Source organism: Thalassospira sp. MCCC 1A02491, assembly GCF_001613785.1.
GTDB lineage: Bacteria > Pseudomonadota > Alphaproteobacteria > Rhodospirillales > Thalassospiraceae > Thalassospira > Thalassospira povalilytica.
In genome coordinates this window covers 1-15,884 of sequence record NZ_LPVX01000018.1, presented here as the reverse complement: position 1 = coordinate 15,884, position 15,884 = coordinate 1, and the positions used below count along the sequence as shown (strand labels likewise).

Sequence of the window (15,884 nt, the reverse complement as noted above, 5' to 3'; positions counted from 1 at the left end):
TGATCGCTGCGGTCAGCGTGGTTTTACCGTGGTCAACGTGGCCGACGGTGCCAACGTTAACGTGCGGTTTTGTACGCTCAAACTTTTCTTTAGCCATTTCTAACTCCGTTTATTCTGGCTTGGCCTTAGCCGGCCGATTTGGCTTTGACTTCGTCCGCAACTGCCTGCGGAACGTCTGCATAGTGATCAAACTGCATCACGAACTGGGCACGACCCTGGGACATGGAGCGCAGCGTGTTGACGTAACCGAACATGTTCGCCAGCGGTACGAACGCGTTAACAACGCGTGCGATGCCACGGGAGTCCATGTCACGAACCTGGCCACGACGGCTGTTCAGGTCGCCAATGATGTCGCCCATATACTCTTCCGGGGTCACTACTTCGACTTTCATGATCGGCTCGAGCAGCTTCGGAGAAGCTTTCGACAGACCTTCTTTGAACGCTGCACGGGCAGCGATTTCGAAGGCCATGACGCTCGAGTCAACGTCGTGGTAGGCACCGTCGGTCAGCTTGATCGACAAGTCGGTTACCGGGAAGCCTGCGATAACGCCGCTCTGCAGCGAGCTTTCGAGACCTTTGGCAACACCCGGGATGTATTCCTTCGGAACGTTACCGCCAACAACGGTATCGGTGAAGGAGAAGCCCGAACCCGGTTCACCCGGGGTGAAGGTGAGCTTGATACGCGCGAACTGACCCGAACCACCCGACTGTTTTTTGTGGGTGTAGTCGATATCGACTTCTTTCGAGATGGTTTCGCGATAAGCAACCTGCGGCGCGCCGATGTTAGCTTCGACTTTGAATTCACGCTTCATACGATCGACGATGATGTCGAGGTGAAGTTCGCCCATACCCGAAATGATGGTCTGGCCGGATTCGTGGTCGGATTTAACGCGGAACGACGGATCTTCCTGTGCAAGACGTGCAAGGGCGAGACCCATTTTTTCCTGGTCGGCTTTCGATTTCGGCTCAACAGCGATTTCGATAACCGGATCCGGGAATTCCATACGCTCAAGGATGATCGGCTTGGCCGGGTCACAAAGGGTATCACCAGTGGTGGTGTCCTTCATGCCAACCAGAGCAACGATGTCGCCCGAGCAAGCGTATTTGATTTCTTCACGGTTGTTCGAATGCATGAGAAGCATACGGCCGATACGTTCTTTTTTCTCTTTGACAGAGTTCAGAACATACGAGCCGGCATCGAGGATACCGGAATAGATACGAATGAAGGTCAGCGAACCAACGAACGGATCCGACATGATCTTGAATGCAAGAGCCGAGAACGGCGCTTCATCGGTCAGCGGACGGGAATCCGGCTCGTCTTCGGTGTTCGGCTTGACGCCACGAACATCGTCGATGTCGTCCGGTGCCGGCATGAAGTCGATAACGGCATCAAGAAGCGGCTGAACGCCTTTGTTCTTGAACGCGGTACCCAGAAGGACCGGAACCAGATCGCCGGCGATGGTGCCTTTACGGATGCACTTCTTGAGAACTTCCTCGGTCGGCATTTCGCCTTCGAGGTAAGCTTCCATTGCTGCTTCGTCGCACTCAACAGCCTGTTCGATCAGAGCTTCACGGTATTCTTCAGCCTGGTCTTTCAGGGAATCGCGGATGTCGCGATACTCGAACTCTGCACCAAGGGATTCGTCTTTCCAGACGATTTCCTTGTTGCGAACGAGGTCAACAACACCTTCGAACTCGCCTTCGGAGCCGATCGGCAGCTGCATGACAGCGGCGTTGGCACCGAGGCGTTCCTTGATCATTTCGACGCAGCGGAAGAAGTCTGCACCGGTACGGTCCATCTTGTTGACAAAGCACATACGCGGAACGTGGTACTTGTCAGCCTGACGCCACACGGTTTCGGTCTGCGGCTCAACGCCGGAAACGGCGTCGAAAACAGCGCAGGCACCATCGAGAACACGGAGCGAACGTTCAACTTCAATGGTGAAGTCAACGTGGCCCGGGGTATCGATGATGTTAATACGGTGGTCGTTCCAGAAGCAGGTCGTCGCAGCAGACGTAATCGTAATGCCACGTTCCTGTTCCTGTTCCATCCAGTCCATGGTCGCGGCGCCGTCATGGACTTCGCCGATTTTGTAGGACTTGCCGGTGTAGAAAAGAATTCGCTCGGTGGTCGTCGTTTTACCGGCATCAATGTGCGCCATGATGCCGATGTTGCGATACCGAGAGATCGGAGTACGTTGTACCATAATCGACTCTTGATCTTGAGGTCTGAATTACCAGCGATAATGAGCGAAAGCCTTGTTGGCTTCGGCCATACGGTGGGTGTCTTCGCGCTTCTTGACAGCACTGCCGCGGTTGTTGGCAGCATCCATCAATTCACCGGCGAGACGACCGATCATGGTCGTTTCGGAACGCTTGCGGGCAGCGTCAACCAGCCAACGAATGGCCAGAGCCTGACGACGCTCGGAACGAACTTCAACCGGAACCTGGTAAGTAGCACCACCAACACGGCGCGAACGAACTTCGACGTTCGGCTTCACGTTATCCATGGCTTCGTGGAACTGGGCAACCGGGTCTGCACCCTTGCTTTCCATTACTTCCAGGGCACCATAAACGATTTTTTCGGCGGCAGATTTTTTGCCGTCGAGCATAAGACCGTTCATGAACTTGGTAAGAACCTTGTCGCCATATTTGGCGTCAGGGAGTACTTCGCGCTTTTCAGCAGCGTGACGACGTGACATCTGAGCTGCTCCTTATTTCGGACGCTTCGCGCCGTATTTCGAACGACGCTGCTTACGGTCTTTGACACCCTGTGTATCGAGGGTACCGCGAATGATGTGGTAACGAACACCCGGCAAATCTTTTACACGGCCGCCGCGGATCATCACGACAGAGTGTTCCTGCAGGTTGTGGCCTTCACCCGGAATGTAGGAGGTTACTTCGTAGCCGTTGGTCAAACGGACACGGGCAACCTTACGAAGTGCCGAGTTCGGCTTCTTCGGGGTCGTGGTGTAGACACGGGTGCAAACGCCGCGTTTCTGCGGGCATGCTTCCAGTGCCGGAACCATATCGCGCTGGGTGCGCGGAGTCCGCGATTTGCGGATCAACTGGTTAATAGTGGGCATTAACTTTCCCTTTTACTTCAACGGACGCCACTAGGGCGCTGCTCTTATCGACGCACGACGAGCGACCACGCGTCCCCATACACAGTACGGAAACACGCGCGGACGCCCATAAATGCAGGAGTTCCTGCCTCGACGGCCGTCAGAGTCGCACTCAAGCGATGGGGGGCGAAAACCGCCCGCTACCGCACAAAACGGTACCGGCACAGCTACACCCCCCTAGATTCGGTGGGCGCATACTAGTGACGGCCCCCTTTTGCGTCAAGCAAAACCATATGGACCTTCGAGTTGGCGCTTCAAACGCCGAGACGAACCGGTGCGTCGATAAGAGTTCCGGTTCGCCTCTGATTCTTTAACTGTCTGGCGCGACGAAGTTATTCGCCTGCCGGCAGTGAAGCGGTGTCGGCATCGGCCTGCGGACCGAAATTGTCGCCGATTTCTTCTTCTGCCTCGATCTGTACCGATTTGTCGCGTTCGGCAGCCAGTGCACGGAAGCGGTTCATCACCGCACCGGTACCAGCCGGGATCAAACGACCCACGATGACGTTCTCTTTCAGACCGATAAGGGTATCGGTCTTGCCCGAAACGGCTGCTTCGGTAAGAACGCGCGTGGTTTCCTGGAACGACGCGGCCGAGATGAAGGAATGCGTCTGCAGGGATGCCTTGGTGATCCCCTGGAGGACCGGTGCACCTTCTGCGAGTTCGCCGCCTTCTTTAAGCGCACGCTCGTTTTCGGCATCGAAGTCAACGCGGTCAATGATTTCACCAACCAGAAGAGTCGTGTCACCCGGTTTGGTGATTTCGACTTTCTGAAGCATCTGGCGAACGATGACTTCGATATGCTTGTCGTTAATCTTCACGCCCTGCAGACGGTAGACTTCCTGGATCTCGTTGACCAGGTAATCTGCCAGTGCCGGGACGCCCATGACGCGCAGGATATCGTGCGGAACCGGCGAACCATCAAGGAGCTGATCGCCCTTCTCGACGAAGTCCCCTTCCTGAACGGCAAGATGCTTGCCTTTCGGGATCAGGTATTCGACCGGTTCGGTCAGGCCCGAATCCTCGAGCGGGTGAACGATGACACGGCGCTTGTTCTTGTAGTCCTTGCCGAATTCGACGCGACCCGGAATATCCGAGATGATTGCGTGTTCTTTCGGTTTACGGGCTTCGAACAGCTCGGCAACACGCGGCAGACCACCGGTGATGTCACGGGTCTTCGAACCTTCGCGCGGGATACGTGCAAGCACGTCACCAGCATGAACTTTCTGACCGTTCTCGACCGAGAGAATAGCGTCAACCGACAGGAAGTAACGGGCTTCAAGACCGTTATCCAGGTTGATGACCTCGCCGGCTTCGTTACGCAGGGTAACGCGCGGCTTAAGGTCGGACGCCTTGGGCATGCTCTTCCAGTCGATAACCGTTTTCGAGGCAATACCGGTCGCTTCGTCATAGACTTCGCGAATGGTTACGTTCTCGAGAAGGTCGACATAGTTCACATAACCTTCTTTCTCGGTGATGATCGGCAGGGTGTACGGATCCCACTCGGCCAGTTTCTGACCACGCGTGACCTGTGCACCTTCATCGGTGAGAAGTTTTGCACCGTACGGAACGCGATATTTCGCACGCTCGCGACCGGTTTTGTCGATCAGGAGAATCTCGAGGTTACGCGCCATAACGATGTTGACGCCGGCCGAGTTCTCAACGACTGCACGGTTTTTCAGTTTCACGGTTGCATCGAAGTTCGCTTCGACACCGGAAACCTCTGCACCACGCTGTGCCGCACCACCAATGTGGAACGTACGCATGGTCAGCTGGGTGCCCGGCTCACCGATCGACTGTGCGGCGATAACACCGACAGCTTCACCGATGTTGACCGTGGTACCGCGTGCCAGGTCACGACCATAGCAATGGCCGCAAACACCGGTTTCGGCGTCACAGGTCAGAACCGAACGGATACGTGCGGTTTCAACACCGGCTTTCTCGATGAGATCGAGGTGATCTTCTTCAACCATCTCGTTCTTCGGCACGATAACTTCGCCGGTCGACGGATCAACGATCTCGTCGGCGGTGAAACGACCGAGGATACGATCAGACAGGGTTTCGATAACCTCACCGGAATCGACGACGGCTGCGATGTCGAGGCCACGGTCCGTACCGCAATCATGCTGGGTGATGATGCAGTCCTGGGCCACGTCAACCAGACGACGGGTAAGGTAACCCGAGTTCGCCGTTTTCAGTGCGGTATCAGCCAGACCTTTACGAGCACCGTGGGTGGAGTTGAAGTACTCCTGCACGGTCAGGCCTTCTTTAAAGTTCGAAATAATCGGGGTCTCGATGATCGAGCCGTCCGGTTTCGCCATCAGGCCACGCATAGCAGCCAGCTGACGCATCTGGGCGGCAGAACCACGAGCACCGGAGTGCGCCATCATGTAAACCGAGTTCACATTGTCACCTTCTGCCGTCGCCGAGATGACTTTCATCATCGCTTCGGAAACGTCGTCGGTGCACTGCGCCCAGGCGTCAACAACCTTGTTGTATTTCTCACCACGGGTGATGAGACCGTCCTGGTACTGCTGCTCGTATTCCTTGACCTTGTCGTGGGTACCACCGACCAGCGGTTCCTTGGCGTCCGGAATGATCATGTCATCCTTGCCAAACGAAATGCCGGCTTTACATGCCCAGTTGAAACCAAGGCCCATCATGCGGTCAGCAAAGATAACGGTCTCTTTCTGGCCACAGTGACGGTAAACGACATCGATAACGTTCGAGACGTCTTTTTTGGTCAGCAGCTTGTTGATGGTCGAGAACGGAATGCGCGGATGACGCGGCAGAAGTTCCGACAGCAACATGCGGCCCGGGGTGGTTGCAACACGAACGGTGATGCGTTCGTTGTTTTCATCAACCGTGTGGTAACGGGCATTGATCTTGGAATGCAGGGTGACAACACCCTCGTCCAGTGCCTGTTCGATCTCGGCGATGTTGACAAACGACATGCCCTCGCCCGGCTGACCGTCACGCTCCATGGAGATGTAATACAGACCAAGGACAATATCCTGCGACGGCACGATGATCGGTTTACCTGATGCCGGCGAAAGGATGTTGTTGGTCGACATCATCAGGGTACGTGCTTCAAGCTGGGCTTCAAGCGACAGCGGTACGTGGACAGCCATCTGGTCACCGTCGAAGTCCGCGTTGAACGCAGTACAAACGAGCGGATGCAGCTGGATGGCCTTACCTTCGATCAGGGTAGGCTCGAACGCCTGGATACCAAGACGGTGCAGGGTCGGTGCACGGTTGAGCATGACCGGATGTTCACGGATAACCTGTTCAAGGATATCCCAAACTTCGGCGCGCTCTTTTTCCACCATGCGCTTTGCAGCCTTGATGGTGGTGGCCATCCCGTACAGTTCCAGCTTCGCGTAAACGAACGGCTTGAACAGTTCGAGCGCCATTTTCTTCGGCAGACCGCACTGATGCAGTTTCAGGTTCGGACCCACGGTAATAACGGAACGACCGGAATAGTCGACGCGTTTACCCAGAAGGTTCTGACGGAAACGACCCTGCTTGCCTTTGAGCATGTCCGACATCGATTTGAGCGGACGCTTGTTGGCACCAGTGATCGGACGACCGCGACGACCGTTGTCAAACAGCGCATCAACCGATTCCTGAAGCATACGTTTTTCGTTACGCACGATGATATCAGGCGCACGAAGCTCGATCAGGCGCTTCAGACGGTTGTTACGGTTGATGACACGACGGTAAAGGTCGTTCAGATCCGAGGTTGCGAAACGGCCGCCATCGAGCGGAACCAGCGGACGCAGTTCCGGCGGAATGACCGGGATCACTTCAAGGATCATCCATTCCGGGCGTGCGCCGGATTCCTGGAAGGCCTCAATCAGCTTGAGACGCTTGACCAGCTTCTTGCGCTTGGCTTCGGAATTGGTTTCCTTGAGGTCGATTTTCGCGGTTTCGCGTTCTTCATCAAGGTCGATTGCCGCAAGCATATCGCGGATGGCTTCGGCACCGATACCGGCACGGAAGCTGTCTTCGCCATATTCTTCCTGGGCAGTCATATACTGGTCTTCGGACAGGAGCTCACCCATTTTAAGCGGGGTAAGGCCCGGTTCGATAACCACATAGTTTTCGAAGTACAGAATGCGCTCAAGATCCTTGAGCGTCATGTCCAGCAGCAGACCCAGACGGCTCGGCAGCGACTTCATGAACCAGATATGGGCAACAGGTGCCGCCAGCTCGATATGGCCCATACGTTCACGACGTACTTTGGCCAGAGTCACTTCGACGCCGCATTTTTCACAGATAATGCCGCGATACTTCATACGCTTGTACTTGCCGCACAAGCATTCGTAATCCTTCACCGGACCAAAAATGCGCGCACAGAACAGGCCGTCGCGCTCCGGTTTGAAGGTCCGGTAGTTGATGGTTTCCGGTTTCTTGATCTCGCCGAACGACCAGGAGCGGATACGCTCCGGGCTGGCAATCTGAATCCGGATCTGATCGAAGCTCTGGGTGCCCTGCGGCTGCCCGAAGATCTTCATCAACTCGTTCATAAAGGCTCTCCCGCTATGCCCGGTCTCGCCGGGTTTCGCCAATTTCAGGCCGAAAGATGCGAAATGGCGACCGGGATGCCCGGATGGGCACCCCTGTCAGCCACACACTTAGTATTCGTTCTGCTCAAGTTCGACATTGAGACCAAGCGAACGGAGTTCTTTAACAAGAACGTTAAACGACTCCGGAATGCCTGCCTCGAAGGTGTCTTCACCACGAACAATGGCTTCGTAAACCTTGGTACGGCCCGAAACGTCGTCCGACTTGACCGTAAGCATTTCCTGGAGGGTGTATGCAGCACCGTAAGCTTCGAGTGCCCACACTTCCATCTCCCCGAAACGCTGGCCACCGAACTGCGCCTTACCACCCAGCGGCTGCTGGGTAACAAGAGAGTACGGACCAATCGAACGTGCGTGGATCTTGTCATCGACCAGGTGGTGCAGTTTGAGCATGTAGATATAGCCCACTGTCACCTTGCGATGGAATTTCTCACCGGTACGACCGTCATAGAGGTCAACCTGGCCAGAACCATCAAGGCCTGCTTTTTCAAGCATACGAACAACATCCGGCTCACGAGCGCCGTCGAAGACCGGGGTGGCCATCGGAACGCCGCGACGCAGGTTGTTGCCAAGCTCGATGACTTCACCATCGGACAGCTCTTTGATGCCGGCGATGTATTCTTCGCCTTCATAGACATCATTAAGCTTGTTACGCAGGTCTTCCATTTCGCCACGACCGTCGGCAACAGCATCGACAAGTTCGCCGATCTGTTCGCCAAGACCACGTGAAGCCCAACCAAGGTGGGTTTCAAGGATCTGGCCGACGTTCATACGCGACGGAACACCCAGCGGGTTCAGAACGATATCGACCGGCGTACCGTCTTCGAGGTGCGGCATGTCTTCAACCGGCATAATGCGCGATACGACACCCTTGTTCCCGTGACGGCCGGCCATCTTGTCACCCGGCTGCATTTTACGTTTAACCGCGACAAAGACTTTGACCATCTTCATCACGCCCGGCGGCAGTTCGTCACCAGCCTGCAGCTTGTCGACCTTGTCGTCGAAACGAGCCTGAAGAACAGCAATCGATTCCTCGAACTGCTTTTTCAGAGCTTCGATGTCAGACATGACATTGTCATCAGCAACTGCAATTTGGCGCCACAGACCACGTGCAACACCCGACAGGCTGTCTTCGGTGATCTCGCCCGACAGGCCCTTCGGACCATCAACGAGCTGCTGACCCAGCAGAAGGTTTTTCAGACGACCATAGAAGTTGCGCTCAAGAATGGCGCGTTCGTCGTCACGGTCCTGTGCGAGACGCTCGATCTCGGCGCGCTCGATGGCCAGGGCACGTTCGTCCTTGTCAACGCCACGACGCGAGAATACGCGGACTTCAACAATGGTACCGAACTGTCCCGGCGGGACACGCAGCGACGTATCACGGACGTCGGATGCTTTTTCACCGAAGATGGCACGCAGAAGTTTTTCTTCCGGCGTCATCGGGCTTTCGCCCTTCGGCGTTACCTTACCGACAAGGATATCGCCCGGTTTGATTTCCGCACCGATGTAGACAATGCCCGCCTCGTCGAGGTTTTTGAGCGCTTCTTCACCGACGTTCGGAATATCACGGGTGATTTCTTCCTGACCCAGCTTGGTATCGCGGGCCATGACTTCGAATTCCTCGATATGGATCGAGGTATAAACGTCATCACGGGCGATACGCTCGGACAGAAGGATGGAATCCTCGAAGTTGTAACCGTTCCAAGGCATGAACGCGACCAGCACGTTACGGCCAAGGGCAAGTTCACCCATATCGGTACACGGACCATCCGAGATGATGTCGCCTTTTTTGACAACATCGCCAACTTTCACCAGCGGACGCTGGTTGATGCAGCTGCCCTGGTTGGAACGCTGATATTTCAGCAGGGTGTAAATATCGACACCCGATTCCGACGCGGCAATGTCACCGGTTGCGCGAATAACCATACGGGTCGCGTCAACGGATTCAACAACACCGTCACGGCGTGCGATCAGGGTTGCACCCGAATCACGTGCCACCGGAACTTCCATACCGGTACCGACATACGGCGCTTCAGAGCGGATCAGCGGAACCGCCTGACGCTGCATGTTCGAGCCCATCAGTGCGCGGTTCGCGTCATCGTTCTCAAGGAACGGAATGAGCGCGGATGCGACCGATACCAGCTGCTTCGGCGAGACGTCCATAAGGTCGATCTCTTCGGAGCGGGCCATATAGTGGTCACCGGCTTTACGGGTGTTGATCAGTTCGTTGGTAAAGCTGAAATCACCGTTAAGCGGTTCGTTCGCCTGTGCGATGACATAACGGCCTTCCTCGATCGCCGACAGATAGATCACCTCGGCGGTCACCTTGCCGTCGACAACCTTGCGGTACGGGCTTTCGATGAAGCCGTACTGGTTGACACGTGCAAAGGTCGCTAGCGAGTTGATCAGACCAATGTTCGGACCTTCCGGCGTTTCAACCGGGCAGATACGACCATAGTGGGTCGGATGAACGTCACGAACTTCAAAGCCGGCACGCTCACGGGTCAAACCACCCGGGCCAAGCGCCGAAAGACGACGTTTGTGGGTAATTTCCGAAAGCGGGTTGGTCTGGTCCATGAACTGCGACAGCTGCGAAGAGCCGAAGAATTCACGCACAGCAGCCGCAACCGGCTTGGCATTGATCAGGTCATGCGGCATCACGTTGTCGATCTCGACCGAGCTCATACGCTCGCGGATCGCACGTTCCATACGCAACAGACCAACACGGAACTGGTTTTCCATCAGCTCGCCGACCGAACGCAGACGACGGTTGCCAAGATGGTCAATATCGTCAATCTCGCCACGACCGTCTTTCAGGTCGATCAGAACACGGACGACTTCCAGAATGTCTTCACGGCGCAGGATACGAACAGTATCCGGGCATTCCAGATTCAGACGCGCATTCATCTTCACACGGCCAACAGCCGAAAGATCATAACGCTCTGCATCGAAGAACAGGCCTTTGAACATGGCTTCCGCACCCTCGAGGGTCGGCGGTTCGCCCGGGCGCATCACGCGATAGATATCCACAAGGGCTTCTTCGCGGTTGCTGTTCTTGTCCAGTGCCATGGTGTTGCGCAGATACGGACCAACCTGGTTGTGGTCGATCATCAGCAGACGGATGGAATCAACGCCCCATTCCTTAAGCTGCTCGAACACTTCCTCGGTCAGTTCGTGACCGGCTTCTGCCAGGATCTCACCGGTTTCGCCGTCAATCAGGTCATCGGCCATGAACCAGCCATTAAGCTGATCTTCCGGAACCAGGATTTCCTTGACGCCCTGTTCGGTGATTTTGGCAGCAGAACGCTTGGTGATTTTCGAACCGGCTGCTGCAACAACTTCACCGCTGTTGGCATCAACAAGATCGTGAACCAGCTTCTGGCCGATATAACGGTCTGCACTGAAATCGGTAACCCAACCATCTGCGGTACGGCGGTATTCAGCCGACTCATAGTAATAGTTGAGGATCTCTTCCGGGGTCAGGCCTTCGATTTCCGACGGATCGACAGAGCGCCCTTCTTCGGCACGCTGGGCACGCAGCTGTTCGGACTCTTCGTTTTCAAGAGCCATAAGCAGCGTGGTCGCCGGCAGTTTGCGGCGACGGTCGATACGGACATAAAGAATGTCTTTTGCGTCGAATTCGAAATCGAGCCACGAACCACGATAAGGAATCACACGCGCGGCAAACAGATATTTGCCCGAGCTGTGGCTCTTACCTTTGTCATGGTCAAAGAAGACGCCCGGCGAACGGTGCATCTGAGAAACGATCACACGCTCGGTGCCGTTCACGATAAAGGTACCGTGTTCGGTCATGAGCGGCATGTCGCCCATATACACGTCTTGTTCCTTGATATCGCGGATCGAACGGGCACCCGTGTCCTCGTCGATATCCCAAACAACCAGGCGGAGTGTTACGCGCAGCGGTGCGGCAAAAGTCATGCCACGCTGGCGACACTCTTCGGTATCGTATTTCGGCTGCTCAAGCTCATACGAAACGAATTCAAGAGTTGCGCGTTCCGAAAAATCTTTAATCGGAAAGACGCTCTTGAACACTTCCTGGAGACCTGCATCGTCCCGCTGCTCCTGCGGGGTTCCGGTCTGCAAAAACTTGTCGTAGGAATTCTTTTGAACCTCAATGAGATTCGGGAGCGGAGCGACTTCGCTGATCCGTCCAAAGCTTTTGCGGATGCGCTTTCGACCAGTAAAGGACTTATCCATCATCGTTCCTTTAATCGCGCCTCCCCACACCGTCCGAACTCGTTCGTCCCTGCCCTGATACGTTTCCGACTTGCGCAAAACGCATACAGCACAACGACGCCCGAGCCCCGTACGGGGCGGGCGTTCACTTGATTATGACCGTGGATGTGTTTTGACATCCAACTTGATTGAGATCACTGATCCCTCGGCTGTCGACGCCGTCAAAGATAACCTCTGACCTAAACGGCCTTACGTTATGTACGATTACCTTTGGCAGCGTCAACCGTTAAATTCCTGTTCGCGCCCCTGCACATATCCCGGCCCGATTGCCAGGGAGCACAGAGACGGAAGGGCCGGCGCCCAGAGGACGCCGACCCAGACCTTGGCAAGAAGCCGTCGATTACTTGAGTTCGACGGTTGCGCCGGCTTCTTCCAGCTTCTTCTTGATTTCTTCGGCTTCGTCCTTAGCAACGCCTTCTTTGACGGCTTTCGGAGCGCCTTCAACCAGTTCTTTGGCTTCTTTGAGGCCAAGACCGGTGATGCCGCGTACTTCTTTAATGACGTTGATTTTCTTGTCGCCAGCAGAAGCGAGGATAACGTCGAATTCGGTTTTCTCTTCAGCAGCAGCACCGCCGGCAGCAGCGCCACCAGCAGCAGCAACAGCTACCGGAGCAGCGGCGGAAACGCCCCACTCTTCTTCGAGCATTTTGGAAAGTTCTGCAGCTTCAAGAACGGTGAGCTTGGAAAGCTCTTCAACGAGTGCCTTAAGATCGGCCATTTTGTATAACTCCTAGGCTTGAACTTAGATATCTGAGATATCTGGATAATTTGGTTTACGCGGCTTCGCCTTTGTCGGCATATGCCTTCAGCACCTGGGCGATCTGAGCCGCCGGCTTGGAGGTCAGCGTAGCGATACGCTGTGCCGGGGTCTGGATCATACCAACCAGTTTCGCACGAAGTTCGTCCAGCGACGGCAGTTCTGCCAGAGCTTTAACGCCCTGTTCATCAAGAACCTGTTCGCCGATGGCACCAGCAACAAGAACCAGCTTGTCGTTGGATTTCGCGAACTCGGAGGCTACCTTTGCGACCGAAGCCGGATCAGCTGAATAGCCAATCGCGGTCGGGCCGGTGAAGTAGTCTGCAAGACCAGCAAATTTGGTGCCTTCCAGAGCAAGTCGCGTAAGCCGGTTTTTGGTGACCTTGAAGCCCGCACCAGCTTCACGCATCTGCGCACGAAGAGCGGTAATTTCAGCAACCGTCAGACCCTTATACTGGGTGATGACGACGCCTTCCGCAGCTTCGAACACTTCGCGCATCTCTGCTACGAACTGTTGTTTATCATCGCGGTTCACTTTTAGTCTCCGACATTGCTTATTGCCCTGAACCCCACAAGGAGGTTCACAGACGCGACCAGTCCTTTCGAACCGGTCTGTGACGCCCGTCCGTTTGCCAGATGTCCAAGCCTTGTGTGATGCCCCGTTCGGGGAAAAACTAAGTACCGGAACCTCTGCCTATGCAGGAGATTAAGAGCGAATGATTTCGCCCACCTGCAGTCTGGGACAGACAGGTAGAGAGGGCCTGGGCCCTCTCCGGTCCTGACCGGTCCGAAAACCGGTCAGAATTCGAAAAACTTCTTACTTCGAAGCGATGTCAGCAATCGACAGTTTCACGCCAGCACCCATGGTGGAGCTGATCGCAGCGCGCTGAAGATACTGACCTTTTGCGCCTGTCGGTTTTGCTTTAACGATTGCTTCGACGAATGCTTTTGCGTTCTCGAGGATCTGCTCTTCGCTGAACGAAGCCTTGCCGATACCGGCATGGACGATACCGTTTTTCTCGGCGCGGAACTGGACCTGGCCAGCTTTTGCGTCGGAAACTGCGGTTGCAACATCCATGGTAACGGTGCCGAGTTTCGGGTTCGGCATCAGGCCGCGCGGGCCGAGAACCTTACCGAGACGGCCGACAACAGCCATCATGTCCGGGGTTGCAATAACGCGATCGTAGTTCAGATCGCCTTTCTGCATTGCTTCCATCAGGTCTTCTGCACCAACAGCGTCGGCACCAGCTTTCTGGGCTTCTTCTGCTTTGGCGTCTTTTGCGAAGACAGCAACGCGCATGGTTTTACCGGTACCATGCGGAAGGGAAACAACACCACGGACCATCTGGTCAGCGTGACGCGGATCAACACCAAGGTTCATGGCAATTTCGATGGTTTCATCGAATTTTGCTTTTGCACCTTCTTTGACGAGTTTGACAGCAGCTGCCAGTTCGTACTGGGTGTTACGGTCGATGCCCTCATAGGCCTGGGCAAGGCGTTTACCAGTCTTGGCCATCGTCTTACTCCACAACCTCGAGACCCATCGCACGGGCAGAGCCCTCGATCATTGCCATCGCGCCATCAATGTCGAATGCATTGAGGTCAGCCATTTTGGCTTCTGCGATTTCTTTGACCTGTGCTTTGGTCACCTTGCCAACATAGCCTTTACCGGTGGTACCGGAACCTTTGGCAATGCCTGCTGCCTTTTTCAGGAAGTAGGATGCCGGCGGGGTTTTGGTTACGAACGAGAAGGAACGGTCGGAATAAACGGTGATGACGACCGGAATCGGCATACCAGGTTCCATCTGCTGGGTCGCTGCGTTGAACGCCTTGCAGAATTCCATGATGTTCACGCCGCGCTGACCAAGAGCCGGGCCGACGGGCGGCGACGGGTTGGCTTTGCCGGCGGGAATCTGCAGCTTAAGATAGCCGTCGATTTTCTTCGCCATTAGAGTACCTCTTAAAGAAGCGCGCGGTCCGGCCATGGCTGACCTCCCGCGCCTTGATTGCTGCCTGCGTATACAGGCAGCGACTTAAATTTTCAAGATCGTTTTTTAAAGCTTCTCGACCTGGGTATATTCCAGCTCGACCGGAGTTGAACGACCGAAGATCGAAACAGACACCTTCAGGCGTGCACGTTCTTCATCAACTCCTTCGACGACACCGTTAAACGATGCAAACGGGCCATCGGAAACACGCACTTCCTCGCCAACCTCGAATGCGATGGTCGGCTTCGGACGATCAACACCTTCCTGCACCTGATGCAGAATGTGTTGAGCTTCCTTTTCGGAAATCGGCATCGGCTTGCCACGGCTACCGAGGAAATCGGTGACCTTGGCGGTGTTTTTGACCAGATGCCAGCTTTCGTCAGTGAGATCCATCTTCAGCAGGACATAGCCCGGGAAAAACTTCCGCTCGGCATTGACCTTGGTGCCGCGACGCATCTCGACAGTTTCCTCAGTCGGAACCAGGACCTCTTCGATCTCGCCTTCAAGACCTTTCTTGATGGCTTGTTCGCGGATCGACTGGGCGACCTTTTTCTCGAATCCAGAGTGAACGTGCAATACGTACCAGCGATGCGCCATTGACTTAGCCCCCAACACCAAAGACCAGTTTGACACCCCATGCGAGGAGCTGATCGACAACAAAGAAGAAAACGGACGCCAAAGCAACCATCACGAAAACCATGATGGTCGAAACAGTCGTTTCCTTACGGGACGGCCACGAGACTTTCTTTGCCTCGGAGCGAACCTGCTGTACGAATTGTGCTGGCGACGTTTTAGCCATTGTCGGGGTTACACCGCTTTCTAATGCTTTGTTTCACGACCCGGAAAAAATTGGCAGGAGAGGAGGGACTCGAACCCCCGACACTCGGTTTTGGAGACCGATGCTCTACCAACTGAGCTACACTCCTACAAGATCGTCAGAAAGTTGAAAAGCTTATCTTCTTTCTGGCTCATCCCCGCCCGGGTGGCGGGGTGTGCGGGCGGTTTATAGCCGCCCGCACATCCAAGATCAAGCACTCAATCGTGCAAAATCTTAAAAATTATTCGATGATTTTCGCAACAACGCCTGCGCCGACGGTACGACCGCCTTCACGGATTGCGAAACGCAGACCTTCGTCCATTGCGATCGGTGCAATGAGGGTCGCGGTCATCTGGA

The 15,884-nt window shown here is 55.2% G+C and carries 13 protein-coding genes and 1 tRNA gene; all 14 read right to left on the bottom strand.

Going from position 1 to position 15,884, the window contains the following annotated elements:
- Positions 1 to 97: GTP-binding protein (locus AUQ42_RS15635; protein WP_197460755.1), on the bottom strand; the 97-nt coding region annotated here is incomplete at its 3' end.
- A 28-nt stretch (positions 98 to 125) separates the two neighbouring features.
- A complete protein-coding gene (gene fusA, locus AUQ42_RS07325) occupies positions 126 to 2,207 on the bottom strand; it encodes an elongation factor G (RefSeq protein ID WP_068518441.1) in 2,082 nt (693 codons plus the stop codon).
- A gap of 27 nt (positions 2,208 to 2,234) precedes the next feature.
- On the bottom strand, positions 2,235 to 2,702 hold the full coding sequence (rpsG, locus tag AUQ42_RS07320) for a 30S ribosomal protein S7 (RefSeq protein ID WP_068518440.1): 468 nt from the start codon (positions 2,700 to 2,702) through the stop codon (positions 2,235 to 2,237).
- 12 nt (positions 2,703 to 2,714) lie between these two features.
- A complete protein-coding gene (gene rpsL / locus AUQ42_RS07315; RefSeq protein WP_007092427.1) occupies positions 2,715 to 3,086 on the bottom strand; it encodes a 30S ribosomal protein S12 in 372 nt (123 codons plus the stop codon).
- A 371-nt stretch (positions 3,087 to 3,457) separates the two neighbouring features.
- Positions 3,458 to 7,651, bottom strand: a complete 4,194-nt coding sequence (rpoC, locus tag AUQ42_RS07310) for a DNA-directed RNA polymerase subunit beta' (RefSeq protein WP_068518439.1) — start codon at positions 7,649 to 7,651, stop codon at positions 3,458 to 3,460.
- Between the two features lie 108 nt (positions 7,652 to 7,759).
- Entirely contained in the window at positions 7,760 to 11,926 is a 4,167-nt protein-coding gene (rpoB, locus tag AUQ42_RS07305; protein ID WP_068518438.1) for a DNA-directed RNA polymerase subunit beta, read from the bottom strand.
- 379 nt (positions 11,927 to 12,305) lie between these two features.
- Positions 12,306 to 12,683, bottom strand: a complete 378-nt coding sequence (gene rplL / locus AUQ42_RS07300) for a 50S ribosomal protein L7/L12 (protein ID WP_068518437.1) — start codon at positions 12,681 to 12,683, stop codon at positions 12,306 to 12,308.
- Between the two features lie 55 nt (positions 12,684 to 12,738).
- Positions 12,739 to 13,257, bottom strand: a complete 519-nt coding sequence (rplJ, locus tag AUQ42_RS07295) for a 50S ribosomal protein L10 (RefSeq protein WP_068518436.1) — start codon at positions 13,255 to 13,257, stop codon at positions 12,739 to 12,741.
- A gap of 282 nt (positions 13,258 to 13,539) precedes the next feature.
- A complete protein-coding gene (gene rplA, locus AUQ42_RS07290) occupies positions 13,540 to 14,238 on the bottom strand; it encodes a 50S ribosomal protein L1 (protein ID WP_068518435.1) in 699 nt (232 codons plus the stop codon).
- Positions 14,239 to 14,242: 4 nt separating this feature from the next.
- A complete protein-coding gene (gene rplK, locus AUQ42_RS07285; RefSeq protein ID WP_068518434.1) occupies positions 14,243 to 14,671 on the bottom strand; it encodes a 50S ribosomal protein L11 in 429 nt (142 codons plus the stop codon).
- Positions 14,672 to 14,776: 105 nt separating this feature from the next.
- A complete protein-coding gene (nusG, locus tag AUQ42_RS07280; protein WP_068518433.1) occupies positions 14,777 to 15,307 on the bottom strand; it encodes a transcription termination/antitermination protein NusG in 531 nt (176 codons plus the stop codon).
- Between the two features lie 4 nt (positions 15,308 to 15,311).
- Positions 15,312 to 15,509 carry a preprotein translocase subunit SecE gene (gene secE, locus AUQ42_RS07275; RefSeq protein ID WP_040824880.1) on the bottom strand — a complete coding sequence of 66 codons (198 nt, stop codon included), beginning with the start codon at positions 15,507 to 15,509 and terminating at the stop codon, positions 15,312 to 15,314.
- Between the two features lie 51 nt (positions 15,510 to 15,560).
- Positions 15,561 to 15,636 (bottom strand) — tRNA-Trp (locus tag AUQ42_RS07270).
- Between the two features lie 132 nt (positions 15,637 to 15,768).
- Positions 15,769 to 15,884 (bottom strand): elongation factor Tu (locus AUQ42_RS15630; protein WP_082817764.1); only part of this gene is annotated, 116 nt, incomplete at its 5' end.

Coding starts and splice junctions, on each gene's coding strand:
- rplA (WP_068518435.1), bottom strand. CDS start 14,238: ATGGCCAAGACTGGTAAACGCCTTGCCCAGGCCTATGAGGGCATCGAC.
- fusA (WP_068518441.1), bottom strand. CDS start 2,207: ATGGTACAACGTACTCCGATCTCTCGGTATCGCAACATCGGCATCATG.
- rpoB (WP_068518438.1), bottom strand. CDS start 11,926: ATGGATAAGTCCTTTACTGGTCGAAAGCGCATCCGCAAAAGCTTTGGA.
- rpoC (WP_068518439.1), bottom strand. CDS start 7,651: ATGAACGAGTTGATGAAGATCTTCGGGCAGCCGCAGGGCACCCAGAGC.
- rplK (WP_068518434.1), bottom strand. CDS start 14,671: ATGGCGAAGAAAATCGACGGCTATCTTAAGCTGCAGATTCCCGCCGGC.
- rpsG (WP_068518440.1), bottom strand. CDS start 2,702: ATGTCACGTCGTCACGCTGCTGAAAAGCGCGAAGTACTCCCTGACGCC.
- rplL (WP_068518437.1), bottom strand. CDS start 12,683: ATGGCCGATCTTAAGGCACTCGTTGAAGAGCTTTCCAAGCTCACCGTT.
- rpsL (WP_007092427.1), bottom strand. CDS start 3,086: ATGCCCACTATTAACCAGTTGATCCGCAAATCGCGGACTCCGCGCACC.
- secE (WP_040824880.1), bottom strand. CDS start 15,509: ATGGCTAAAACGTCGCCAGCACAATTCGTACAGCAGGTTCGCTCCGAG.
- nusG (WP_068518433.1), bottom strand. CDS start 15,307: ATGGCGCATCGCTGGTACGTATTGCACGTTCACTCTGGATTCGAGAAA.